Raw genomic sequence first — 23382 nt, 5'->3', positions numbered from 1 at the left:
AGGCAGAAGGTCTTTTCGTAGGTGATAAACTCATAAGTGTTGACGGTAAAGATCTTATCGTTGAAACACATGATATTGAGCAGTGCGAGAAGCCTATAACTGTTTATAACTTCAAAGTTGAGGATTACCATACATACTTTGTTGGCAATTGCAAGATTTGGGTTCATAACAATGACTGTGTAAAGAAAGTCGAATCTGGTGAAATAGAACTGGAAACAAAAAAACAAAAAGGCAACTATGGTGAAATGAAGATGGATGAACACTATGACAGCAAGGGATTTGAGAAAATGCATAATGGTGTTGAATCACTGGACGATAAAATTCATCATGGTATAGATGGCGTATATAAGAATAAGGATCCAAATGGAGATCCTAAATTTATCATAGCAGAGGCAAAGTATGGTTCTTCGCAGTTAGGTAACACCAAAAAGAGCGGTCCGCAAATGGGTGATAAATGGATAAAAAATAATATAGGAAAAATAGTCGATGACCCAGATGACATAATCGAAGGACTTGCAACTGGTGATACTGTTAAGGAATTGTTCAGAGTAAATGTAAGTAACGATAACGGTTTAGTAAATGTTACAACTAGTGTTAAGTCATTAAAGTAGACAATTATTTACATCAAGAATTTTTGATATTAAGGAGAATATTATGCGAGATACAATTAAATCAAAAGAGTATTTTGATGAGTATATTTTGAAAATGTCAGAAGGAATCAAAAGATTTGAAGAGGGTATTGCTGCTGGAAAATACTTAAATGACAAGATACTTTTTGTAAAAGATTACATTTTACAAAAAAAAATCGGGATAATAATCGCTAAGTATTCAAAAGGTGATTCAATTGAAGAAATAAAAAAAGAATTTGAATCTTCTTTAGATTTGTTTGGTGAAGCGTGGGATGATTCAGTATACGAGAGCAATATTATTTTTGCTTCTTTAGCATATCTTCTGAATTTGGACGATGGTAAGTTGAATATAATAAAAAATAAATTGAGGAAATCTGAAACATATGATTCATTATTAGATTTTATCCTCATTGGAAATAAAAGTGAGTTTGATACATCGAAAATATCCTTTCCTCGTCCATACAAAAAGTTAGTAAAAAGCATTAACGATGAAGATAGAGATGCTTTTCTAAAATATTTGAGAGGATGGTATAAAGGCTCTGTAGATAGTGCTTGGTATGGTACACATGAACTGGTGAATAAATATCAGTATTATGGATATTGGTGTTTTGAAGCTGGTGCTATTGCAAAAAGACTTGGTTTTATAGATGACGATTTGAAAAATGAGCAATATTATCCATATGATATGGTTCATTTCGTATAATGATTCGTAAACAGTCCAGAAGAGAATGGAGTGATAAAATGTCAGATATACAAAATGAAAGACTCATTGAGTTTATATCTAATTCAAAAGTGGCGTTTATTAATGGTCAGTTCCAAGAAGCTTTTACACTCGCAAAAGAAGCAATTAAGCTTGATGAAAACTGTGCAGATGCTTATCAGTGTGCAGCTAATGTATGTATGTCACTTGGTAGATATGAGGATGCAATTGAGTATTACCAAAAAGCTGTAAACTGCGATCCGAACAATGGAAATCGCTTTTTCAGCCTCGGCTATGCACAGGCAAGCGTAAATAAGATTGCTGAAGCCATGCAGAATTTTGCTAAAGCAGATGAGCTTGGGCTGAATGAAGATGCCGCAGGACAGATGTATCATATCCTTGGAATTGTAAATCAGGAGTTTGGAAAGCTTGATGATGCTCTCATCAATTTGAAAAAGTCGGAGCTTATCATTCCGGCAGACATGGATATACTGAAACGCAAGGCGGTTATCTATGGGCTTCTTGATGAGATTACAAATGGCTTGCAGACTGCTAATCAGATGAAGCTGCTTGCACCATCTGACTATTCCGGCTATCAAGCTGCTTACATTTTGCTCAAACAGGCTGGACGTATAGACGATGCGTTTAAGGAATTGCGTTATGCTCGAATGAACCTCCCCTCCTTCCCTTTCGCTCTTTGCGGGGATATGGTGAATTACGAACTTGTTAAGCATGAACAAGATGGCGACACGATTCATTTTGAGAAAGCGTTAGCTTATATTAAGCATTTCCTGAAAAAAGAGAAACCGAGTATTTCTGATGTTGTCGAGTGCTATTTAACTGCCGCCGATCTCTATCTTCAGCTTGAAGATGCTGATAAAGTCATAGAGTGCTTAGTTGCAGCGGAAAAGCCTGTGTTCTCTTATAACAACGGCGTTCTGTTTGGAGAGTATACACCTCAACAGTTAGATCCAAACTCGATTTTAAATGAGATGAATGCCAATCTTTATCGCTATGAACAATTGAGTGTTGAACAACTGGAAGCGATGAGGAAAAGCGGTACATATATCACTCCGACTGAGGAATCTAAAGCAGACAACGACGAATACAAGCTCACTGACGAGGCGTTTGATATTTCTGCTGAGGATAGAGACAGAATCAATCGTATGTACATTGGTGCGTATACGTTACTTGAAGACAATCGTAAGATAATGTACTATGCTTTAGAGTTACAAAAGAGTCAAGAGCCTTCAATGATTGAACTCGGCTGGTACACGGAAGCGAGAGCAATGCGAGATCTTAACTTGGATGGTTGGCAGGATCAGTATGGTTCAGTTATTAAAAAGCTGAGAAATAATATACTGAAAGATCCTACAGACATCAATGCAATGATGCTTCGAGTGAGATGTTTAATCGATACTAAGCAGTTTGATGAAGCAGAAGAAAAGTGCAAGTATCTCAAGGAAGAATTACAGAAACCTCTTATGGAAGAGCTGAACGAAGCTAAGAACGGAGGTAAGTAATATGGCATTTCTTTTTCATGACATTGTACTTGATGATACAGCATTTAAAACGGCGTCCGATGATATGGCATCGCTGAAACAGCAAGCTGCTAATCTTAAAACCAAGCTTGAAAAAATGTACGAAGATGTAACAAGTGCATTGGATACTTCGGCAGGAGATGAAATTCAGTTTACAGCTAAAAATGTTCTTCTGCAGCCGATTGAGGATATGAGTGCAGTTATTCAGCATATTTCTGATACGCTAAATACTATAATAGGCACAGGATACTATAAGGATATATTCGTTAAGTTCGAGGAACTGAACGAATGAATAAAACGATATTTAGGAGGAATTAACTATGGCAGGCATGGGCAAAACAGGAACAGTGAATATCACACCTGAGATGATGGATGAAGCAATCAAGGCCATTCAGGCATACCGTACCACCGCTTTTGGTGCTGCTGACGGTAATGGTTCTGATGGTCTCTATGGTACTGTAAAGAAAGAGGTTGAAACCCTTACAGCGAGTGATTTCACTGGTTCAGCATCGAAAGGCTTCGTTAACTTTTACACAAACAATATTGAACCTGCAACAGGTTCAAGTCTCAAAGGTGCGCTTGAGATGCTTGAATCAATTTGCAAGAGTATCAAATCTGCTATACCAGATACTGAAGGCGTTGATGAGCAACTCGGAACGGAAAATAACAAGTAATTTATAGGAGGATACTAATATGGCAGGTTGTAGAGTAGTAAAAGCGTCAATGGATACGAGCGTAACAAATCTTTTGAACTATTCAACCCAGTATGGAGAAGCAGCAACGACATTTGTTGCCGCCTTTAAAGCTGCTATCGAGGCAATGGAAGGCGACGCTAAGGATGCTTTAGTTGAATTTTTTGAGACTAATATTGAAGGTCTTGTAACTAAGGATATTCCTGGTGCAGTTAAGGGCCTTTCAGAACTTCTCAAGGCGAATGCGCAGAATTTTGATGATGTTGATGCTCAGCTTGCGAATAGCATCAGAGGAAATGGTGGAGGCAATGGTGGCAATTAACCCACCTACATAAGTGTATAATGTACCTTCGCACTATAAAAAATAGTTGGTTGGATTGCGTACAGCCTCGGTGCTATTATTTGGCTGAGGCTGTACTTTTTATTAGGAGGTGGCAATATATGTTTAGAGAGTTAACCGATGCAGAACTTGCTTTACTAAGTGATTCTGAGAAAGAAGTATATAACAAAGAATTACTACTATATAAAGAGAGGATGGCTTTTGTCGGACAGCTTGAGAGAATCGAGGGTGCTGATTATCAGTATAGAAAGCCAAAGTTCAGTGGTATTAACCCAATTCCCAAAATTGATGTCCCACAATGTGATATTGTCGCTCCAAAGAAAGTTTCTTTTCCACAGGGATTATTAGATAAGATGCGTAAGGTGGTTGTTTCTTATTCGAGTTTTACTCCGCCTAGTAAGATCCACATTAAAGGAATGTCAGATCAGCGAGGCGGTGCTGTAAGGATAATGCCAACAGTCATGCCCATAGGGAAAATACAAGGAGCAACGAACACTAAGAAGAAAACCGAATGGAAAGAAAACTACGAAAAATTCTTAAGTGTTTTGGTCGGTTCTGTATTTGATTGGAAAGATATCCTGTGCTATGTCGCCGGGTGTATATTGCTTGGAGTGTATGAGGTGTTGGTACGAAATACTGCAAGAAGGAGATAAAAATCGAAATTCTTAAAAGCGATCAGATTCCGTTTTACAGTGCCTCTGTCACGGATTTAGCTTCTCAGGCGGTTGCCTTTAGTAGTGGATATATGCTGTTGTGGACGGATTCTTTTGGTGTTCGGTAGTATAGGATGTAACGATACCAAATCACGATTTACTAAATCGGGATTTGTGAGGGTAATTATGATAAATTTTTTGAATGATATAAGGAATGCAGAAAATCCAATATCCAATAATAGAAAACTTATAAATACCATAGCGATATTGTTTCTCGGAATAGCTTTGGGAACTTTCTCAAAATATCTGGATTTTCGTCAAACTGAACTTCCAGGTGTGCTTATGGCAATAAATGGAGTCTTAGATATTGGTAATTTTCTTGGGCGTTTTGCAATCTGGATATTGATTGCACTGTGTATTTCTATTTATAGCAATTCTGCAATAAGAGCAAGCATCAATGTTTTTGTATTCTTTGTTGGTATGGTTGCAAGCTACTATTTGTATTCAAACTATATTGCAGGATTTTTCCCAAGAAGTTATGCGATGATTTGGTTTGGATTTACAGCTGTTTCTCCATTATTGGCTTTTGTCTGTTGGTATGCAAAGGAGAAAAGCAAACTGGCATTTATACTATCAGCACTGATTTTGGCAGTATTGTTCAATATGTGCTTTGTATATGGATGCTGGTATTTTAATGCAAAATCTGTTTTGGAAGTGATAGTCTTTATTATTGGACTTATTGTTTTGAGGAGAGACACATTGAGGAGTTCTGCGCTAATGGGAACGATTAGTATAGTTCTTGCAGTTTTACTTGATATGGTTATTCCATTTCATTTTGGATAAACAACTTCCAGTTTGTAGGGAACAACAGATAAGACAATTTTATAATAAAACAGCGTCAGAGCATTTATGTGTAAAAGCATGAATGCTCTTTTTTTGTCCTTTCATGGACAAAGAACAAGAGAGCAGCTTTTGGACAAATTGTCCAGAAGTTCAAATAAAAAAGAAGGAGGATACCTGATGTATAGCAAAAATGGTATTCCGTGGGTAAGACCACCCACACAGGACAGGAAGCATAGAGAAAATAATATCGGGAGGACAGAACAATGGTCGATGAATTGACGCAGGAGTCGTTCCAGACAGGAAAGGCGATTGTGACTGTCAGCGTAGATCTGATTACTGCCATTGCAGATGCGTGCAAGCGGTCTGAACAGCAGAATCCTGGTATGAGCGAGGAACAGAAGGAGACATTGCTCGGCAAGGTTGTCGATAAGGTAATGTCGAATTATAAGGAAACGCATGGCTCATTAAAGGGATTCAACAGAGAGGGCAAAGATGTCACGCATATTGATGTGAATGATGAGAGAACAGCGGAGCTTTTAGAGAAAGCCTGTAAGAAAAGTCATATTCCGGTGGATATGAAAAAGGTAACGAGGGCAGATGGTTCCATCACGCATACTGCATTCTGTGAAGTGAAAAGCATAGACCAGATGGCAGCATTACTGAAGATGGCTTCCGAACAGGTACTTGAGGAGCAGAAGGAAATGACCAAGACACTTGTACTTTACGATGATAAGGGCAAGGAGGTTATGTCGGCTGACTTTGTAAATAATGGTGAGATAAATATGGATGATGTGGAAACACTGTCAAGATTCTCTACGAGATTTGAGATCAAGGATCACAAGAATGAAGTTTTGGAATCCGGAAGTATCACACCAAATGCAAAGGAGGAAATCAAGGAAGCGGCGAGAAAACATAATCCGAAGAAGGATAAGTCGCTTACGGAGAGAATCAAGGACAAGAAGGAGCAGTCACAGAAGAAACAGAAAGACAAGAACCGGCAGCGTGAAAAAACGAAGAAAAAGAGCCGGGATACAAGTTTGTAGGTGGTGCTTATGGGAAAGAAGAATATTGGCGGTGCCGTACTCGATGACCTGAAGGCATTACCCAAGAAAATACTGAAACCATATTACAAGAATGGAAAGCTGAATGCGAATAAGATAGCGATTGATGGAATCCCGTTTGTAATCATATTTTATGTGATAAATAAGTATGTACAGGCGGTGGTATCAGTAGATGGCGGCGATATGCTGGATAAGTGTGTTAAAGCATTTTCACTGATATTCCAGGTCAAGCCTTATTTTGCACCATCGTTTAAGCTGACACCGCTTATCTGTGGTATTGGCGCAGGTGTGGCATTCAAGCTCTTCATGAACTCCAGAAAGAAGAATGCCAAGCAGTTCCGTCCGAGAGAGGAATATGGCTCTGCCAAGTGGGGAATGGATAAGGATTTTGAACCATATACAGACCCGGTTAAGTGGAACAACATTCCGCTGACTGCGACAGAGTGGCTCAGAATGACGAGACCGGAACACCCAAAGTACGACAGAAACAAAAATATCCTGATTGTCGGAGGTTCCGGAGCAGGAAAAACAAGAGGATTTGTGAAACCGTCACTTATGCAAATGCAGTGTTCATATGTAGTGACTGATCCCAAGGGAACTGTACTTGAAGAAGTTGGTACCATGCTTGCAAGAGGGGCATGGGAGCTTGACGACAAGGGTAACAAAGTACCGAAGGTCGGCAAGAACGGACAGGTCTTAAAGACCAAATCCGGCAAGGTGATCTATAAGAGGACACCATATAAGATAAAGGTATTCAACACAATCAATTTCGCAAAGTCCATGCACTATAACCCATTTGCATATATTCATACGGAGCAGGATGTGCTCAAATTTGTGAATACGCTGATTGCAAATACAAAGGGGGAGGGCGCACAGAGCGGAGAAGATTTCTGGGTGAAAGCCGAGAGGTTACTGTTCACAGCGTATGTGGCGTACATTGTGAAATACTGTAAGAAGAGTGAGAGAAATTTTGTCTCACTTTTAGCCATGATAGATGCGTCGGAGACAAGAGAAGAGGATGAGGACTTTGAGAATGCCATTGACCTTATGTTCAAAGACATAGAATTTGGTAATGATGAAGAGGGCATAGAAGCTGATCCGGATTCTTTTGCAGTACGACAGTATCATAAATATAAACTTGCGGCAGGTGTAATAAGATGAAAGAGACTTTTTAGTACCTTAACAGATTAAAGATTCTCTTTGAGCTTATTACTTTTGGCTCAAATACAGAGGAAAGGAGCAGAACATGAGTAGTGAGAAAATAATTGTATTATATGAACGATTAAGCCGAGAGGATGAGAACCTTGGGGAGTCGTACAGTATATCAAATCAAAAGAAGCTGCTGGAAGATTATTGCAGAGAAAAAGGGTGGACCAGGTTCAGGCACTTCACTGATGATGGTATATCCGGCACAACCTTTGACAGACCATCCTTTAAGGCTATGATACAGCTTGTGGAAGATGGAGAAGTGGAAACCATTATTCTAAAGGATATGAGCCGGTTAGGGCGGGATTATCTTGTGGTAGGTCAGCTCCGGGAGTTCTTTCGCAAAAAGGGAGTTCGTCTGATTGCAATTAACGATAATCATGACAGTTACAATGGAGATGACGATTTCCTTGTATTCAGGGATGTTATGAATGAAATGTATGCCAAGGATATCAGCAAAAAGATAAAATCCACATTCAAATCCAAGGGAAAATCCGGAAAGCATGTGGCAAGTGTTACACCATACGGATACCTGAAAGATGAAAATGACGGAAACCATTGGATTGTGGATGAAGAAGCTGCCGAAATTGTGAGGCTGATATTCAAATGGACTATTGATGGGCTGGGTCCTTATCAGATAGCAAAACTTCTGCAGGAGAAAAAAGTGGAAATACCGGCAGTGCATATGGCACGCTTCGGGCAGGGGAATAACAGAAACAAGAAAGTGAAAGACCCTTATGGATGGGGTTCTTCTACAGTAGTCGGGATATTGAAGAAAAGGGAATACTTAGGTCACACGGTCAATTTTAAAACACAGAAGCATTTTAAGGATAAAAAGAGCCATTATGTATCAGAGGACAACTGGGTAATATTTGAGAATACGCAGGAGCCGATTATTGACCAGCAGACCTTTGATACAGTGCAGAAATTACGGGAAAATGTAAGGAGATACCCGGACGGATGGGGAGAGCATCATGTTCTTACCGGTCTTATGTATTGTGCTGACTGTGGTGCAAAAATGTATGTGCACCGGACAAGCAATGGAAAGAGGATTGCCCAGTATACCTGTTCTGCTTATACCAAGGTACCTTGCGGAACATTGTGCAAGACACAGCACAGGATTAACGAGTCAGTGGTGCTGGAACTGATAGGAGACACACTCAGGGCAATCTTTGAATATGCAAAGTATGACCGGAGCGAGTTCATAGACACCATAACAATGGCACAGTCAACACAGGAGGATGCAGAGGTAAAAAAGGTCAGGGCAAGAATCGCAGTGGCTGGAAATCGCTGTGAGGAGCTGGAGAAGCTAATCTGCCGTATTTATGAGGACAATATTCTCGGCAAACTACCGGACAGCAGATATGAGGTTCTTGATAAGCAGTATGCCAGGGAAAAAGCGGAGCTGGATGCAGAGATTAAGGAGCTGGAAGCGAAGCTCACAGAATATGAGAAAAGCAGAAATTCTGCCGGCAAGTTTATTGCACTGATTGATAAATATGAGAAGTTCGAGGAACTGACACCGGCAATGGTAAATGAATTTGTTGATAAGGTGCTGGTGCATGAAAGAGACAGAAAGGGGAGCATCCAAACCACGCAGGAGATTGAAATCTATTTCAATTTTGTTGGTCGGTATGTTCCACCGGCAATGATGACAGAACCTACTGCTGAAGAGCAGGCTGAGATTGACCGGATTAACAGAATCAAGGACAGGAGACATCAGCAGTATTTACGAAGAAAAGAAAGTGGATGGCAGAGGAAATATGAAGAGCGTGTAAAAAATGAAAAGCGTGCAAAAATGCAGGCAATGAAAGAAGAAATCCGCAGGCAGGACAGGGAGAACGGAGTCTATGCAACGGCAGGCAGTCTTGCATTGGAACCGACGATTGGAATGCCTGAATAGGATTTCGCAGAAAGCACTTGAGAGAAGTCTTGGGTGCTTTTTTCATGCTCAAATTTCCGCAGGAAATGCAGGGCAACCGGAGAAGTTGAACTGTGTTATCCGTCCTGTGGGATGACAGATTTCAACTCCTTCGGAGCAGAGTACAGAGGTGCAACCTTTGTCGGAGTTGAGAGGCAGAGCCTTCATCAGGTCAAGGGCAGAAGCCCTGCCCAGTTTATTGTCGTAGCGACAATAAGTACTGGGTATTACTTGCCGCAAACGCAAGGGTTTATCGGCTCCGCCATCAAAAAAACAAAACAGTGGAGAGGAGAGAAAAGACAATGAAAGCTTCAAGGCATAATGGCAGAAGTGGAAAGCATGGAGTCTATGATGTAAAGCATAATGACAGGGATTTTGATGTGGAGCACAGTGAACATATTGATTCGGAAAGAACAAAGCAGAATGTTTACTGGGACTGCTATCAGGGTTACAGTTTTGCGGGCAGTTCCCAAGAGAGGCAGTTTAATTTTACAGAAATTGAGCGTGCCTATTACTATGAGCATTATTCAGATTTTGTGGATGCACAGAATGAGAGGAATGAGCAGGCAAGGCATCCGGAGAGAAACAGAACGATTGATGATGTACTGAAAAACAATAAGACCTGCCCGGAAGAAAGCGTGATACAGCTTGGCAATATAGACCATGCGGTTACACCGGATGTGCTAGCTAAGGTATCAGCAGAGTTCTTTGACGAGTTCAATAAAAGATATGGCTCCCACATTCATATATTGGACTGGGCACTGCACCTGGATGAGGCAACCCCGCATATTCATGAGAGGCATGTATTTGACGCAAAAAACAAATATGGAGAATTATGTCCCCAGCAGGATAAGGCACTGGAAGAGCTTGGCTTTGAACTGCCTGACCCAGCAAAAAAGAAAGGGAAATACAATAACCGGAAAATGAACTTTGATGCAGAATGCAGAAAATTGTTTTTGGAGATAGCACAGAGAAACGGAGTGCAGGTGGAGTGTGAGCCGGTTTATGGTGGTGCAGGCTATCTTGAAAAGCAGGACTTTATAATTGAAAATCAGAAAAAGCGAATTGCAGAGAAGCAGGCAGTTCTGGATGAGATTACCATGAGAGTTTTGGATATGGAGAATTTTGTGGAACAGGTAGCTGAGGATGCCTATGAAAAAGCGTGTGAGGCAGTATCTGATACAATGGCAGAGCAGACCAGGGCGGAAGATATTGAGGAGCTTCGCAGATATAAAAAGTGGCTGACCTCGGATGAGAGAAAGACACCAAAGGACAAGCGGGATTTTGTCGGAAGGTGTCTTGATAATTTGGAAAACAGGCTCAGGGGCATGGCACAGAAAGTAGCCGGGAAAGTAATGGAAACATTGCAAAATCCACGCATAAAGGAGCAAAAGAAGTCTGAGGTAAAGGAACATGCAAGGAAGTCAGTCCGTGCCCTTCTTGAGGCAAACAGGAAGCTTGTAGAGGAGCAGAGAGCAAAGGTGGCAGAAACACCAGCACACAAAAAAGCAAGGGGAGAGGAATTGGGATAAGCATGAATGTATTTGCAGTAGTGAAAGAAAATGTCACTGCAAGGCAGGTGGCTATGCAGTATGGCATCAAAATCAACCGGAGTGGGCTGGCTTGTTGTCCGTTTCATAAAGACAAGACTCCCAGCATGAAGATTGATAAGAGATACTATTGTTTCGGCTGTGGAGATACCGGAGATGCGATAGATTTTGTGGCAAAATATTTCGGGCTTGCACCAAAGGAAGCTGCAATGAAGATTGCATCTGACTTTGGACTGAATTATGACGCAACCAACCGGGCACCACCGAAAAAGATGGCACCAAAGAAAACACCGGAGCAGATACTGGATGAAGAGCAGAAGCAGTGTTTTTGTGTTCTGTCAGACTATTATCATCTGTTAAGGAAATGGAAAACAGAATATGCACCGAAGAGCATGGATGAGGAATGGCATCCCTGCTTTGTAGAAGCTCTGCAGAATATCAGTAAAGTGGAATATCAGCTTGATACTCTCCTTGAAAAGGATATCCCTGACAGAGCTTCTGTTGTTTCTGACATTGGAAAGGGGGTGAAGTCGATTGCAGGAAGAATTGAAGAGTATCGGAGAAGTCAGGGCGATGCTGGAGAGCACAGAAAAGGGAGAAGTCAGGAAAACAGTCGGTAACTATCGTCTGATTTTGATGAATGACCCTAATCTGCAGGGTGCATTCCGTCTGAACATGTTTACGGATAAAATCGACATTACAAGGGATTTGGGATGGTATCGTGAAAGCGACAGCCTGACGGATGTTGATTTGAAATTCCTTGTTGTCTACCTTGAAAAGCATTATGGATTATCCAACGAAAAGCGGATTGAGGATGTGATAAAGGTCGTGGCAAATGAAAACAGATACCATCCGGTTCTTGACCGCATCAATTCCATAACATGGGATGGCTGGGAGAGGATACGCTATGCACTGCATCACTTCTTAGGGGCAGAGGTCAGTGAGTACACCTATGAGGTAATGAAGCTTTTTATGATAGGGACGATAGCAAGAATTTCATGCCCGGGCATCAAGTTTGAAGTAATGCTCTGCCTGGTAGGTGGTCAGGGAGCCGGTAAATCCACTTTTCTGCGTTTCCTTGCCATGGAAGATGACTGGTTTACGGATGACTTGAAGAAAATGGATGATGATAATGTATACCAAAAAATACAGGGGCATCTGATTATAGAGTTCCCTGAAATGGTGGCAATTCTCAATGCCAAGAATGTGGAAGATACCAAGTCCTTTATGAGCAGACAGAAAGACACTTACAAGACCCCATACGACAGGCATCCCAAAGACCACAAGAGGCAGTGCGTGTTTGCCGGTTCATCAAATTCGCTGGATTTCCTGCCTATGGACAGGTCGGGAAACCGAAGATTTCTGCCTATTCTTTGCAATATGGAAGAGGCGGAAACTCATATACTCGATGATGAAAAGACATCAAGGGAATATATCGACCAGATGTGGGCAGAGGCTATGGAAATCTACAGGAGTGGCAAATGCCAGCTGAGGCTTCCGAAAGAGATGGAAAAAGAGCTTTGTGAGTATCAGAAGCAGTTTATGCAGGAAGATACCAAGAAAGAGCTGATTCTTGACTATTTGGAGCATTACGAGGGAAGCATGGTATGTTCAAGGCAGTTATATTCTGAGGCATTGGGAAATGACGGAAATCCGGCACAATGGGAAATTCGTGAGATTAATGACATTATGAATAACTGCAGTAATTGGATTGCCTTTAGTAATCCAAGACATTTTCCTGAACCATACCGCAGGCAGAAAGGATGGGAGAAGCCTGACAACAGAGGTCAGGATTTTCAACCGATAACCAAGGAGCAGATGGAGCAGTTATCATTGCCACCGGAGTGGATGGAGAGATAAATGCCTGATAGGTTGTCGGCTGGTTGTCTATCCCGTTGCCAACCCCGTTGTCGGTTCTATGTTCTATAAAACCTTATATTTACTATGTTTTTAAGGGATATATATAGTTCTGACAACGAAAGCAACGGAATATTTGAGAAAAAGTAAATTTAGGAAAAGTAACTATAAATAAAAGGAATTGAGAGTTTTTAGAGGTCGGTTGTCAGCTTCCGGTTGTCAGCTGAAAGAGGCTCTTCCTTACCAGGCAGACATAAAGGAGAACACAAATGGAGAATAGAAAATCACACACACCGGTAGCACTCAGAAAGCAGATAGGTGGCACAATGTATGTTGTGAGAGTGCATTTCAATGAGGATGCCGAAGAAAGCATGAAGGACAAGATAAAGAGGCTGATTGAGAATGATGTTAGGGCAAATCAGCATACGGCATAGGTAGAAAAGCATATGGAAAACTTGCATATATTGTGGTATAATTAGTATGTTCAATAAGAGCGAAAAATAAGAATATTCTTAACAGATGAATTTATGGAAGGGTGAATTTATCATGAGGAAGAATGTAAAAATCATTGTTGGTGTCGTTGTGCTTATTCTTGTACTCGTTGTTGGTTCTTTTGTAGGACTCATAATTAACCGTACCAACGACCATAAATTTGGGAGATATGTATCAACGGAAGGTCCTTGGGGAATGACTGCCACCTGGGTATCGGAGGACAGTGCCAGTTATCTTGTCTGCAAGAAGGAAAACGATGAACCGTTTGCCAATGTTACAGCCTATTTTCAGGGTGTGGACGGTTGGCAGGCCTATGAGTTGAATAGCATCGATAGAATTGTTTATCTGGACATTGTAAAAGATGGCGTTGTTGTTGACGGCACCAGCGGCTATATGAAATTTGATGGAACTACATTTACTATTACAGATCTGGACAAAGATACCTTTGGTGCAGATGAATTTCATTATGTCATTACCGATAAGGAGTTCAGTCCCGATTAAAGTGTCAAACCTATTCCAGTTTGGGCATGAGGTTGCCGAAAATCAAAAGTGAATAAAAATGACTTTATAGCCATTGTGGAGAAATCTACAGTGGCTTTTTTCATGCAATGAAATGTATGGGTACTAAAAAGTCTTTGACATTTTGTTTCAGGTAAGACAGCCAAGAGTATTCTGGTTTCCTGTGGTGCGAGACTTGCACTATTTGACATCAAGGAAGTCAGGGAGATAACAGCATATGATGAACTCGACTTAGGGGACATCGGTAGAAGAAAGACAGCACTGTTTGTCATTATTTCGGATACAGATGATTCCCTTAATTTTTTGGTATCAATCATGTACACACAGCTTTTCAATCTGCTCTGCACGATTGCAGACGATGAATACCATGGAAAGCTCCCGGTACATGTGCGGTGTATCCTGGACGAGTTCGCAAACATCGGACAGATTCCGAAGTTTGACAAGCTGATTGCAACCATACGAAGCAGAGAGATATCGGCATCCATTATCCTACAGTCTAAGGCACAGTTAAAGTCAATTTATAAGGATAACGCAGAGACGATCGAGGGTAACTGCGATACATTTCTGTTTTTAGGTGGCAAGGAGAAGTCAACATTAAAAGATCTGTCGGAAGTGCTGGGTAAGGAAACGATTGACACGTACAACACCTCTGATACCAGAGGAACATCTCAGTCCTATGGTCTGAACTATCAGAAACTTGGGCGGGATATGCCATACTTGTTCGTGAAGAGTTCAGTTGCCTTGAATTTATCATGAACAGGGACACGATCAACTGGATTCTGAAAAAACTGAATACAGGAGGTCGAATATGGAGCATTTACCAAAGAAAATCCATCAAAACGGCATCAGCTACACGCTGGTGGGAGACTACTACATCCCCGATCTGGAGCTGCCGGAGGAAAGCCGCCCCATTGGGCGGTGGGGCCGGATGCACAAGGCGTTTCTGCAAGAACACCGGCCCGGCCAGTACAATGCACTGCTTCTGTCGGAAAAACTCTGGACATATCTTGCTGACCTGAACGAACAGGCCGCTGACCGGCTGGCGTGTATTGTCTCGCAGATGCAGGAGGCAGAGGGTGTCACCGAGGAACTGAAAGCCCGTGACCAGCTTGCGTGGGTCGGGGGCATGAACAGCATCCGCAGCCGGGCAGAGGAAATCATCCTGTCTGAGATGATTTTTGTCTGAGGGAGGTGGGCGCATGATTCTGGAAGAAATGTATAACGGCAGATTTTATCCCTGTGAAACGGTGGTCGCTGATTCATCGAGGTTCAAGCAGGCAGTCAAAGCCAGTGCCGCCCTGATGGACACTTTATCTGAGCGTCTGAGCAAAGAGGACTATGCACTGGTTGAAGAACTGCGGGAGCAGGTGGCAATCGCTCAATGTGAGGAAAACGAAAGCCACTTCAAATACGGCTTTTCGGCGGGGCTGCTTGTCCAGCAGGAAGCCCATGCGCAGATGTCGCAGAAAAACAAAGAATAGCATCTTCAATAGTGGCTGTTCCCAAACTGGGAACAACCACCACAACAGAATACTGCTTCATAAAAGCCATTTGCCAATCAACCGGCGGATGGCTTTTTTGCCGCTCCCGGATATGGAAATTTTACTTCCGCTTACGTCTGGCCTTGCGGTTGGGCGGGATGGGGCTGGCCTTTCCTCTCATATTGTTGGGGCTTTTGAGCTGCTTGGACAGGCTCAGTATCCGCAGGAATGCCGAGAAGTCCTCCGAGGAAATCTTCTCAAAGGGTATCTGCAACTTATCGCAGAACTCGTGGATCAGCATTTCTGTATCGCTGCCCTGTCCTATGGCCTGCTCAAATTTTTCCTTCACATCATCCAGCGTGGGCTGCGGGTCGGCGGTAGTCTTGTCCTTGCGGTGTGCCTCCCGGATGTCCCGGACGATGCTGTCCAGATCATCGTGCATGACGTGGCTGTAAAAATCGCTTTCCTGCACCTGCCCCAGTTCCAGCGTCCGCATATAGAGGTCATCTTCTCCGGGCGCATATTTGCTCATGACGGTCTGCCGGGTGGCCTCCAACACCAGATTCATCTGCTCCACCCGCATATTGGCGATCTGGTCGATACAGATTTCCATATCTATCATCAGCCGCCGGAAATTCGGGTGGGTAGCCAGTTCGCAGAGAAGCCGGTTGTTGATTTTGCCGCTGCTCAAAAGTTCCACCATATCATCACTCAGATGCAGAGATTGAAGTTCTGTGTTTGGGTGATTTTTATTTTCCGTCAGCCCCATCAGATAGTCGGTGGACACACCGTAAAAGTCCGCCAGCGTTGCAATCGCAAACGGGCTGATGTCCTTGTAGTCATCGGTTTCGTATTTTCCCAGCGCGGATTTAGACAGGCCGGTCTGCTCCGCCAGTTGTTCCAGCGTCAGGTGCTTGTCCACCACCCGCAGGTCTTTGAGCCGCTCCGGGATTGTCAGCTTTGCGTACATCCAAAGCCCCCTCTCTCGTTATCGTTTTTCAGTGATTACACCCATTATAGCACGATTCCATAAGCGTGGAAATATGCGGATTTCAAGCGTTTTTCCGACGTTTTGGATATACGGGAAAGGGCCTCTTTTTTCGGTAAACTGGTTCTTGCAGACAGGCACAGAACCTTGAAAATCGAATGACCGGCTGCAAGGGGTATGGCCTCCGGGGAAGTGACGCCAGGACAGAAATCGAGCGCACCAAAGAGGCCGATACGCCGGGAGAAATTCCGGGCAGGAGCGGCTTGCAGGCAGACCGGCGGACAGGAAACAAGTTTATCATGCGGGGCGTATGGCTCCGCAGCAAAGAAATGGAGGAAATCATTATGACACTGAGTATGAAAGAAAAGAAGATTCTCTACGCTTACGGCTGTCCCAGCCACCACAATACGGTGACACGGCTGAAATGGCTGACGGCCCTGACGGTTGACCCGGAGGCCAAACGCCGGATGCTGGGGCTGGCCCGGAAGGTGGAGACGGAGGTGGGCGAAAGCTGGTACGAGGATTTTTACCACCATCTGCGGATGGAGATGGACGAGTACCGCCGTCTCAAGCGCAGCCTGCGTGTGCTGAAATCTTACACTGATTATGAGGAGGATCTGTATGAGGAAGCTGTCTAAGTATGAGAAAGAAACTATCATCAACTGGAACGAGGCGGAGAACCTTGCCAGCATCTACACCTTCAACGCCAGCTTGAAGCGCAGGCTGGCTGATTTCAGCCGGAAATACCCGCTGCTGTGCCGGTTGGAGCGCAGCACGCCGGAGGGCAGCGTGACCTATGTGCTGGACAAGTCCCGGCTGTCGATCCGGCTGGTGCCGCCGTACAGCGAGGAACGGAAAGCCGCCGCAAGGGAGTACGCAAAGGAGCATGGCTTTCAGGTGGTGGGAGCGGAAGAAAAAATCGCTTGAAATCGGGGCGATTACGGTCAAAATGCCGGGTCTGCACCCGCTGTTTTGACTGGCAATCCCCGCAGGCGTATTCCGTATCCACTCCCCGCCTATGGGCGCAAATGTGCGGATACGGAGCCGGTGAAACTGGCAAACGCCGCTCCTGCGGTGGAAGCCAGCTTCGCCGGTGCGGGAGTACAGAGGGCAGCCAGCCCTTTGTGCCGGGGTGCAGGGGCGGCAGCGCACTGCTGGGGTCAAGGGGCAACGCCCATTGGCGGGTTAAGGGCGGCAGCCATTATCGGGTCAAGGACGAAGTGCCTTGGCGGGTTGAGGGCAGCCGCCCCATCGGGTCAAGGGTGAAACGCCTTGCCCAGGGAGAGTTGATGCCTGCGTCAACTCGTACTGGGTATTACCTGACGCAAAATTCGCAGGATTTGCGGCTTCGCCGCCCCTTCCCGGCCCCGCAGCATCTTCGCAGGAAGGAGGAAATCTGTTTGAAACTGACACGACACAATGGACGCTCCGGCAAGCATGGCACCTATAATCCCCGCCACAATGACCGCCGGTTTGATGTGGAGAACAGCGAACACATTGACGCAGAACGGGCAAGGCAAAATGTCTACTGGGACTGCTACCGGGGCTTTACCACCCATGAGTTCCGGGAGAACCCGGAGCAGTCGGATTTCAGCTTTGAGGAAATTGAGCGGATGTACTACTATGAGCATTACGGCGGCCATGTGGAGGCCCAGAACGCCCGGAATGAGAAAACCCGGCACACGGAGCGCAACCGCAGCGTGGAGGACTTGCTGAAAAACAACAAGACCTGCCCGGAGGAAAGCATCTACCAGATCGGCACGATGGGAGAATCCGTCCCGCCGGATACGCTCTTTTCCATCGTCAATGAATTTTATGAGGAATTTGAGCGCCGCTTCGGTTCCCATATCCACATCTTAGACTGGGCGCTCCATCTGGACGAGGGGACGCCCCACATCCATGAGCGGCACGTCTTTGACTGTGAGAACCGCTACGGGGAGCTGTGCCCCCAGCAGGAAAAGGCGCTGGAAGAACTGGGCATCCCTCTCCCAAACCCGGAGAAGCCCAAAGGCCGGAACAACAACCGCAAGCAGACCTTTGATGCGGTCTGCCGGACGCTCCTGTTTGACATCGCCAGACGGCATGGGCTGCATCTGGATCAGGAGCCGTCCTACGGTGGGAGGGAGTATCTGGAAAAGCAGGATTATATCCTGATGAAACAGAAGGAGCAACTGGCGGCGCAGGAGCAGAAGCTGGAAGAACTGACGCTCAAAATTGAGGACGTGGAGACACTGTTAGATGATGTTTCCGATGCGGCCTATGACAAGGCGGTGGAGGTCGTGACTGATACCGTCAGGCAGGAGACGCACAAGGAAGATATTCGTCTGGTGGAGGAATCGAAAAAATGGGTGCTTTCGCCGGAGCGCAAGGCTCCAAAGAAGGAGCGTGAGTACGCCGCCGCCCGTCTGGATGGGGTCATTAACAAGATTAAAAATGTCATGCAGACTGCTCTGGCGAAAATCCAGCGGACGCTGATGCAGCCGGAGGTCAAGCAGGCCGGAAAGGAGCAGGTCAAAAAGAAAGCCAAAGAATCCATTATGGATATGCTGGCAAAGGCAAAGATCAACGCAGACCGGGATAACCGGGAGCGTTGGGAACGGGAGGGGCGGATCGCCCCGAAAAAGAAACACGATATGGAGTTATGAGGCATCTGATTTTCTGTGGAAACCGGGTGCCTTTTTCTTTGTCTGGAGGTGAGAAAATCGAATGTGTTTGAAGCGGTGAAGCAGGCTGTCCCCACAAGGCAGGCTGCGGAGTTTTACGGGATACAGGTCGGCAGGAACGGCATGGTCTGCTGTCCCTTCCATGATGACAAACATCCCAGCATGAAGGTTGACCGCCGGTTCCACTGCTTCGGCTGTCAGGCGGACGGGGATGTGATTGATTTTACCGCCCGTCTGTTCGGGCTGAACAAAAAAGAGGCGGCCTTGAAGCTGGCGGAAGATTTCTCGGTCAGCTTTGACGCCAAAGGCCATGACCCGCCCCGCAGGAGGCCGGTCAAACGGAAAATCAGCGAAGAACTGCGCTACCGGCAGGCGGAGCAGAAATGTTTCCGGGTGCTGTGCGATTACCTGCACCTGCTGGAACGCTGGGAGAAGGAATATGCCCCGCATACGCCGGAGGAAGCATGGAACCCGCTGTTTGTGGAGGCACTGCAAAAGAAACCGTATACGGAGTATCTGTTGGATATTCTGCTGTCCGGCGGTATGGAGGAACGGGCCTGCGTGGTCGCTGAATACGGAAAAGAGGTGAGGAAGATTGAGCAGCGAATATCAGAGTTTACCGCCAGCCACCCGGCAGGCCGCCATGAGCGCAGCCGAAGCCTTAGCGCCGGAACAGAGCGTTGACGAAGTGCGGGAAAGCCTCTCTGTCACGGAGAAGGGCCAGCCCGCCAACACCATCGGCAACTGCCGGACGGTGTTCTGCCATGACCCGCTGCTGCGGGACGCCATACGGCTGAACCTCCTGACTGACCGGGTAGACATCGTGCGGAATTTGGGCTGGCGCAGGAACACCAGCGCCCTGACGGATACGGATGTGAAGTATCTACTTCTCTATTTTGAGCAGAACTACGGCCTGACCAGCGAGAAGAAAATGACGGCGGCCCTGTCCATCGTGGCGAATGAGAACTGCTACCATCCCATACAGGATGTATTAAACGGCCTTGTGTGGGACGGGACGCCCCGCATCCGCTCCTGTCTCCATCACTTCTTAGGTGCAGAAGTCAGCGACTATGTGGAGGAAATGCTGAAGCACTTCCTGCTGGGGGCCATCCGGCGGGTGTTTTCCCCCGGCTCCAAATACGAGGAAATGCTCTGTCTGGTGGGCGGACAAGGGGCTGGCAAGTCCAGCTTCTTCCGCCTGCTGGCGATCCGGGACGAGTGGTTCTCCGATGACCTGAAAAAGCTGGACGATGACAGGGTGTTTTTGAAGCTGCAAGGACACTGGATCATCGAGATGTCGGAGATGCTGGCTACCAGCAGCGCCAAAAGCATTGAGGAAATCCGTTCATTTATCAGCCGCCAGAAGGAAACTTACCGCACACCCTATGAGGCCCAGCCCAAAGACCGGCTGCGGCAGTGTGTGTTCGGCGGTTCTTCCAACACGCTGGACTTCCTGCCCCTTGACCGGGCCGGGAACCGGCGTTTCCTTCCCATCATGATTTACCCGGAGAATGCGGAGGTTCACATTTTGGAGGACGAGGACGCTTCCAGAGCCTACCTGTTGCAGGTCTGGGCGGAGGCCATGACGATTTACCGCAGCGGCCACTATTCCATGAAATTCAACAAGTCCATCCAGCGGCAGCTTGTGGAGGTGCAGAAGGATTTCATGCCGGAGGACACGGAGGCCGGGCAGATACAGGGCTTTCTGGAACACTACACCGGCAGCATGGTCTGCTCCAAACAGCTTTTCAAGGAGGCGCTGGGCCACACCTATGACGAGCCGAAGCGGTGGCAGCTTCACAATATCAACGAGATCATGAACACGGTGGTGACGGGCTGGAAGCCGTTCTCCAATCCGAGGATGTTTGCCGGATATGGCAGGCAGAAGGGCTGGGAACGGGACGTTTCCGGCAACGAACTGCCCGGCAACGAAGATGGATTTGTGGAACTGAGCGAGGAAGAATGCCTCCAGTTGGAACTTCCGAAGGAGTGGATCGCCTGAAAATGGCGGTCAGTTGCCGGGATGGTTGCCGCTTGGTTGCCGGGTTCGTTGCCGGGGATTTCCCTGTCTGGATGCGGGAAAAACCAGTAAATAAGGGATATTTTAATCATTATCTTTATCTCCGGCAACGAAAGCAACGAGATTTTTCAAGAAAATTCACAAAGTAAGATTTACAGGCCAGACGGTAGTTTACAGGTTTTCAGAGGTTCGTTGCCGGACTTCGTTGCCGGTGCTGCCGTCCGGCCTGTCTCTCTATGGAGGTAGCCTATGGAAAAAAGCAAAAATCAGAAGAATAAAGTCCGTTTTGTGGTGGTGCGGGAGTTCTCCGGGGAGAAGTCCATGCGGGAAGTCTTTGAGCAGCTCATTGAGCGCCAGACCTGCGAACACTTCGAGGAATGGCGGCATCAGCGGGAAATGGCAGAAAAAGCTGCGTAAAAACGGTTGATTCAGGGACAGGGACATGGTACTATAATGGTATCGTGTCCCTGTTCATAGAAGGAGAACGCTATGAGCAGGAAAAAACAAGTCTATGAGAAAATCACCGCTCTCTACTGCCGAATCTCTCTGGATGACGGCGGCGACAATGAGAGTATGAGCATCAGCAACCAGAAACTCATGCTCCGGGATTTCGCAGAAAAGCATGGGATGTTCCAGTATGAGTATTATGTGGATGACGGCTATACGGGCCGCAACTTCAATCGTCCCTCGTTCCAGCGCATGATCGCTGACATTGAGGCGGGGAAAATCGGCTGCGTGGTCACCAAAGACCTATCCAGACTCGGCAGGAATTATATCGAAGCTGGCAGCTATATCGAAATCTTTTTCCCCAAACACAATGTGCGCTATATCGCCATCACGGACGGCGTGGACAGCCTGACCCGTCAGGAGATGGACATTACGCCTTTTAAGAATATCCTGAACGATATGTACAGCCGGGATATTTCCAAAAAGGTGCTGGCGGGCATTACCACCCGCTCCCGGCAGGGAAAATTCTGCGGAGGGACGCCGCCCTTCGGCCTGATGCGTGACCCAGAGGACAAAGGGCATCTCATTATTGACCCGGAGACAGCGCCGATCATCCGCAAAATCTATGACTATGCCTTGGACGGGCTGGGCTGCATGAGGATTTCCAAACGGCTGATGGAAGAAAAAATCCCCATCACCCATGTCAAGGCCAACACGGAGTTTGACGCCAACTATTATTCCTGGGGCGGGGCGAGAATCAGCCATATCCTGCGGAATCCCTTCTATAAAGGCGCACATCTGGTCTTTCGGACGCACCAGAAGGGCATCCGCTCCAACACCTATGACATTATCCCCCGTGACCAGTGGGAAGTGATTGAGGGCTGCCATGAGGCGATTGTGACGCCGGAGGAATGGGAACAGGTGCAGGAACTGATTGACCGCAGGCCGACCATTCAGGGTAATTCCTGCCCCTTCTACAACCTGTTCCACGGCCTTGTCTACTGTGCCACCTGCGGGAAGTCCATGCAGGTGCGGTATGAGAAGGTGGGCCGAACCGGAAAGAACCGCTTCACCGGCAAGATGCGGGAACCGATTGACAAGGCGTACTATATCTGCCAGACTTACAACCGCATGGGCTGCAAGGTCTGCTCCAGCCACAAAATCGAGGCAAGGGGTTTGTACAATCTGGTGCTGAAGGATATACAGGAACTGGCGGCGCAGGCCATGAAGGACGCCGATGCGTTCTACCAGCGGCTCAGCCGCCGAATGGAGCGCCGGTATCTGGTGGACGCTTCTCAGACGGAGAAAGAACGCCAGCGGCTGGAAGCCCGGAATCAGGAAATTGACAGGATGTTTCTGAGCCTGTATACCGATAAGGCAAAAGGCATCCTGACCGAGCAGCGGTTTGTGAAGCTGACGGCGGCGCTGGAACAAGAGCAGGAATCCAACCAGAAGCGCCTGCATGACCTGGCAATGATGCAGAGCCGGGCGGATACCCAGGAGAGTGAAGTCCGCACCTTCATCAAGGAAATCCGGCGCTATGCCACCATCGAGGAACTGGATGAGGCAGTGCTGAACCGGCTTATCAGTAAAATCCTGATCGGCGAGGTTAAGAAGGTGGACGGCCAGAAGGTGCAGGAAGTCAGGATCGTGTATAACTTTGTCGGGGAAATCCCGGAGATTGCAGCGTAAATAGTTTGCCCCATCTCTCACAACCATTGAGGGATGGGGCTTTTATTTTGCCGTCGTCCGGCAGCATTATATTGATTGGGTTTACTC

At 46.2% G+C, this 23382-nt stretch carries 27 protein-coding genes and 1 pseudogene; 27 read left to right on the top strand and 1 reads right to left on the bottom strand.

The features are described from left to right. The 20 genes and pseudogenes from ABUA34_RS09435 to ABUA34_RS09340 all read left to right on the top strand — a co-directional run. Positions 1–611 (top strand): polymorphic toxin-type HINT domain-containing protein (locus ABUA34_RS09435; protein WP_349823211.1); only part of this gene is annotated, 611 nt, incomplete at its 5' end. Positions 612–654: 43 nt separating this feature from the next. Continuing rightward, on the top strand, positions 655–1332 hold the full coding sequence (locus ABUA34_RS09430; protein ID WP_117904541.1) for a PoNe immunity protein domain-containing protein: 678 nt from the start codon (positions 655–657) through the stop codon (positions 1330–1332). Between the two features lie 38 nt (positions 1333–1370). After that, complete coding sequence (locus tag ABUA34_RS09425; protein ID WP_181979834.1) at positions 1371–2852, top strand: tetratricopeptide repeat protein; 1482 nt, start codon at positions 1371–1373, stop codon at positions 2850–2852. Between the two features lies 1 nt (position 2853). Continuing rightward, positions 2854–3162, top strand: coding sequence for a hypothetical protein (locus ABUA34_RS09420; RefSeq protein ID WP_117904545.1), 309 nt, complete (start codon positions 2854–2856; stop codon positions 3160–3162). Positions 3163–3190: 28 nt separating this feature from the next. Next, positions 3191–3544: a hypothetical protein gene (locus ABUA34_RS09415; protein WP_117904546.1), complete on the top strand. Its 354-nt coding sequence runs from the start codon at positions 3191–3193 to the stop codon at positions 3542–3544. A 19-nt stretch (positions 3545–3563) separates the two neighbouring features. Then, a complete protein-coding gene (locus ABUA34_RS09410; protein ID WP_117904549.1) occupies positions 3564–3884 on the top strand; it encodes a hypothetical protein in 321 nt (106 codons plus the stop codon). Between the two features lie 119 nt (positions 3885–4003). Then, the gene (locus ABUA34_RS09405; protein ID WP_349823210.1) at positions 4004–4555 is read left to right on the top strand and encodes a hypothetical protein; all 552 of its coding nucleotides are present in this window, start codon (positions 4004–4006) and stop codon (positions 4553–4555) included. 186 nt (positions 4556–4741) lie between these two features. Then, positions 4742–5398, top strand: a complete 657-nt coding sequence (locus tag ABUA34_RS09400) for a hypothetical protein (protein ID WP_196020336.1) — start codon at positions 4742–4744, stop codon at positions 5396–5398. 263 nt (positions 5399–5661) lie between these two features. Continuing rightward, positions 5662–6441, top strand: a complete 780-nt coding sequence (locus tag ABUA34_RS09395; protein WP_008402188.1) for a hypothetical protein — start codon at positions 5662–5664, stop codon at positions 6439–6441. A 9-nt stretch (positions 6442–6450) separates the two neighbouring features. Beyond that, entirely contained in the window at positions 6451–7620 is a 1170-nt protein-coding gene (locus ABUA34_RS09390; RefSeq protein WP_349823209.1) for a type IV secretory system conjugative DNA transfer family protein, read from the top strand. Between the two features lie 85 nt (positions 7621–7705). Beyond that, positions 7706–9568 (top strand): recombinase family protein, encoded by a 1863-nt coding sequence (locus tag ABUA34_RS09385; RefSeq protein WP_012744311.1) that lies wholly within the window; start codon positions 7706–7708, stop codon positions 9566–9568. A 111-nt stretch (positions 9569–9679) separates the two neighbouring features. Further along, positions 9680–9892, top strand: a complete 213-nt coding sequence (locus ABUA34_RS09380) for a hypothetical protein (protein WP_004853604.1) — start codon at positions 9680–9682, stop codon at positions 9890–9892. Further along, on the top strand, positions 9889–11118 hold the full coding sequence (locus ABUA34_RS09375) for a plasmid recombination protein (protein ID WP_004853606.1): 1230 nt from the start codon (positions 9889–9891) through the stop codon (positions 11116–11118). Before ABUA34_RS09380 ends, ABUA34_RS09375 begins: the two co-directional genes overlap by 4 nt. A gap of 2 nt (positions 11119–11120) precedes the next feature. Next, positions 11121–11756: a CHC2 zinc finger domain-containing protein gene (locus ABUA34_RS09370; protein WP_004853608.1), complete on the top strand. Its 636-nt coding sequence runs from the start codon at positions 11121–11123 to the stop codon at positions 11754–11756. Continuing rightward, positions 11710–12996 (top strand): virulence-associated E family protein, encoded by a 1287-nt coding sequence (locus tag ABUA34_RS09365; RefSeq protein ID WP_502880208.1) that lies wholly within the window; start codon positions 11710–11712, stop codon positions 12994–12996. The genes ABUA34_RS09370 and ABUA34_RS09365 overlap by 47 nt, the downstream gene beginning before the upstream one ends. A gap of 266 nt (positions 12997–13262) precedes the next feature. Next, positions 13263–13427: a transposon-encoded TnpW family protein gene (locus ABUA34_RS09360; protein ID WP_004853612.1), complete on the top strand. Its 165-nt coding sequence runs from the start codon at positions 13263–13265 to the stop codon at positions 13425–13427. Positions 13428–13512: 85 nt separating this feature from the next. Beyond that, positions 13513–13986, top strand: a complete 474-nt coding sequence (locus ABUA34_RS09355; protein WP_004853614.1) for a hypothetical protein — start codon at positions 13513–13515, stop codon at positions 13984–13986. A gap of 147 nt (positions 13987–14133) precedes the next feature. Continuing rightward, positions 14134–14715: pseudogene (locus tag ABUA34_RS09350) on the top strand (VirD4-like conjugal transfer protein, CD1115 family); the annotation flags it as partial. A gap of 97 nt (positions 14716–14812) precedes the next feature. Further along, complete coding sequence (locus ABUA34_RS09345; RefSeq protein WP_129873175.1) at positions 14813–15190, top strand: TnpV protein; 378 nt, start codon at positions 14813–14815, stop codon at positions 15188–15190. Positions 15191–15203: 13 nt separating this feature from the next. Beyond that, positions 15204–15485: a DUF6809 family protein gene (locus ABUA34_RS09340; protein ID WP_129873173.1), complete on the top strand. Its 282-nt coding sequence runs from the start codon at positions 15204–15206 to the stop codon at positions 15483–15485. A gap of 121 nt (positions 15486–15606) precedes the next feature. On the opposite strand, the gene ABUA34_RS09335 is transcribed toward ABUA34_RS09340, so the two are convergent. Continuing rightward, positions 15607–16455: a helix-turn-helix domain-containing protein gene (locus ABUA34_RS09335; RefSeq protein ID WP_129873171.1), complete on the bottom strand. Its 849-nt coding sequence runs from the start codon at positions 16453–16455 to the stop codon at positions 15607–15609. A gap of 176 nt (positions 16456–16631) precedes the next feature. Here ABUA34_RS09335 and ABUA34_RS09330 point away from each other — a divergent pair, with 176 nt between their 5' ends. The 7 genes from ABUA34_RS09330 to ABUA34_RS09300 all read left to right on the top strand — a co-directional run bounded on the left by ABUA34_RS09330 (position 16632) and on the right by ABUA34_RS09300 (position 23295). Next, positions 16632–17111, top strand: coding sequence for a hypothetical protein (locus ABUA34_RS09330; protein WP_242856453.1), 480 nt, complete (start codon positions 16632–16634; stop codon positions 17109–17111). After that, positions 17095–17400, top strand: coding sequence for a hypothetical protein (locus ABUA34_RS09325; protein WP_015544885.1), 306 nt, complete (start codon positions 17095–17097; stop codon positions 17398–17400). Before ABUA34_RS09330 ends, ABUA34_RS09325 begins: the two co-directional genes overlap by 17 nt. Before the next feature lie 473 nt (positions 17401–17873). Then, positions 17874–19118, top strand: coding sequence for a plasmid recombination protein (locus ABUA34_RS09320; protein WP_129873169.1), 1245 nt, complete (start codon positions 17874–17876; stop codon positions 19116–19118). Between the two features lie 15 nt (positions 19119–19133). Then, positions 19134–19820, top strand: coding sequence for a CHC2 zinc finger domain-containing protein (locus ABUA34_RS09315; RefSeq protein WP_129873167.1), 687 nt, complete (start codon positions 19134–19136; stop codon positions 19818–19820). Next, complete coding sequence (locus ABUA34_RS09310) at positions 19780–21138, top strand: virulence-associated E family protein (protein ID WP_129873165.1); 1359 nt, start codon at positions 19780–19782, stop codon at positions 21136–21138. Before ABUA34_RS09315 ends, ABUA34_RS09310 begins: the two co-directional genes overlap by 41 nt. A 267-nt stretch (positions 21139–21405) precedes the next feature. Beyond that, a complete protein-coding gene (locus tag ABUA34_RS09305; protein WP_173014769.1) occupies positions 21406–21573 on the top strand; it encodes a hypothetical protein in 168 nt (55 codons plus the stop codon). Positions 21574–21645: 72 nt separating this feature from the next. Further along, on the top strand, positions 21646–23295 hold the full coding sequence (locus ABUA34_RS09300) for a recombinase family protein (protein WP_129873162.1): 1650 nt from the start codon (positions 21646–21648) through the stop codon (positions 23293–23295). Positions 23296–23382 lie beyond the last annotated feature (87 nt).

Origin of the sequence: Coprococcus sp. RTP21428st1_C9_RTP21428_210409, from assembly GCF_040227395.1 — a bacterium.
GTDB lineage: Bacteria > Bacillota > Clostridia > Lachnospirales > Lachnospiraceae > Coprococcus > Coprococcus aceti.
This window is presented reverse-complemented; position numbering and strand designations above follow the sequence as displayed.

Coding starts and splice junctions, on each gene's coding strand:
- ABUA34_RS09430 (WP_117904541.1), top strand. CDS start 655: ATGCGAGATACAATTAAATCAAAAGAGTATTTTGATGAGTATATTTTG.
- ABUA34_RS09425 (WP_181979834.1), top strand. CDS start 1,371: ATGTCAGATATACAAAATGAAAGACTCATTGAGTTTATATCTAATTCA.
- ABUA34_RS09420 (WP_117904545.1), top strand. CDS start 2,854: ATGGCATTTCTTTTTCATGACATTGTACTTGATGATACAGCATTTAAA.
- ABUA34_RS09415 (WP_117904546.1), top strand. CDS start 3,191: ATGGCAGGCATGGGCAAAACAGGAACAGTGAATATCACACCTGAGATG.
- ABUA34_RS09410 (WP_117904549.1), top strand. CDS start 3,564: ATGGCAGGTTGTAGAGTAGTAAAAGCGTCAATGGATACGAGCGTAACA.
- ABUA34_RS09405 (WP_349823210.1), top strand. CDS start 4,004: ATGTTTAGAGAGTTAACCGATGCAGAACTTGCTTTACTAAGTGATTCT.
- ABUA34_RS09400 (WP_196020336.1), top strand. CDS start 4,742: ATGATAAATTTTTTGAATGATATAAGGAATGCAGAAAATCCAATATCC.
- ABUA34_RS09395 (WP_008402188.1), top strand. CDS start 5,662: ATGGTCGATGAATTGACGCAGGAGTCGTTCCAGACAGGAAAGGCGATT.
- ABUA34_RS09390 (WP_349823209.1), top strand. CDS start 6,451: ATGGGAAAGAAGAATATTGGCGGTGCCGTACTCGATGACCTGAAGGCA.
- ABUA34_RS09385 (WP_012744311.1), top strand. CDS start 7,706: ATGAGTAGTGAGAAAATAATTGTATTATATGAACGATTAAGCCGAGAG.
- ABUA34_RS09380 (WP_004853604.1), top strand. CDS start 9,680: ATGACAGATTTCAACTCCTTCGGAGCAGAGTACAGAGGTGCAACCTTT.
- ABUA34_RS09375 (WP_004853606.1), top strand. CDS start 9,889: ATGAAAGCTTCAAGGCATAATGGCAGAAGTGGAAAGCATGGAGTCTAT.
- ABUA34_RS09370 (WP_004853608.1), top strand. CDS start 11,121: ATGAATGTATTTGCAGTAGTGAAAGAAAATGTCACTGCAAGGCAGGTG.
- ABUA34_RS09365 (WP_502880208.1), top strand. CDS start 11,710: ATGCTGGAGAGCACAGAAAAGGGAGAAGTCAGGAAAACAGTCGGTAAC.
- ABUA34_RS09360 (WP_004853612.1), top strand. CDS start 13,263: ATGGAGAATAGAAAATCACACACACCGGTAGCACTCAGAAAGCAGATA.
- ABUA34_RS09355 (WP_004853614.1), top strand. CDS start 13,513: ATGAATTTATGGAAGGGTGAATTTATCATGAGGAAGAATGTAAAAATC.
- ABUA34_RS09345 (WP_129873175.1), top strand. CDS start 14,813: ATGGAGCATTTACCAAAGAAAATCCATCAAAACGGCATCAGCTACACG.
- ABUA34_RS09340 (WP_129873173.1), top strand. CDS start 15,204: ATGATTCTGGAAGAAATGTATAACGGCAGATTTTATCCCTGTGAAACG.
- ABUA34_RS09335 (WP_129873171.1), bottom strand. CDS start 16,455: ATGTACGCAAAGCTGACAATCCCGGAGCGGCTCAAAGACCTGCGGGTG.
- ABUA34_RS09330 (WP_242856453.1), top strand. CDS start 16,632: ATGACCGGCTGCAAGGGGTATGGCCTCCGGGGAAGTGACGCCAGGACA.
- ABUA34_RS09325 (WP_015544885.1), top strand. CDS start 17,095: ATGAGGAAGCTGTCTAAGTATGAGAAAGAAACTATCATCAACTGGAAC.
- ABUA34_RS09310 (WP_129873165.1), top strand. CDS start 19,780: ATGAGCGCAGCCGAAGCCTTAGCGCCGGAACAGAGCGTTGACGAAGTG.
- ABUA34_RS09305 (WP_173014769.1), top strand. CDS start 21,406: ATGGAAAAAAGCAAAAATCAGAAGAATAAAGTCCGTTTTGTGGTGGTG.
- ABUA34_RS09300 (WP_129873162.1), top strand. CDS start 21,646: ATGAGCAGGAAAAAACAAGTCTATGAGAAAATCACCGCTCTCTACTGC.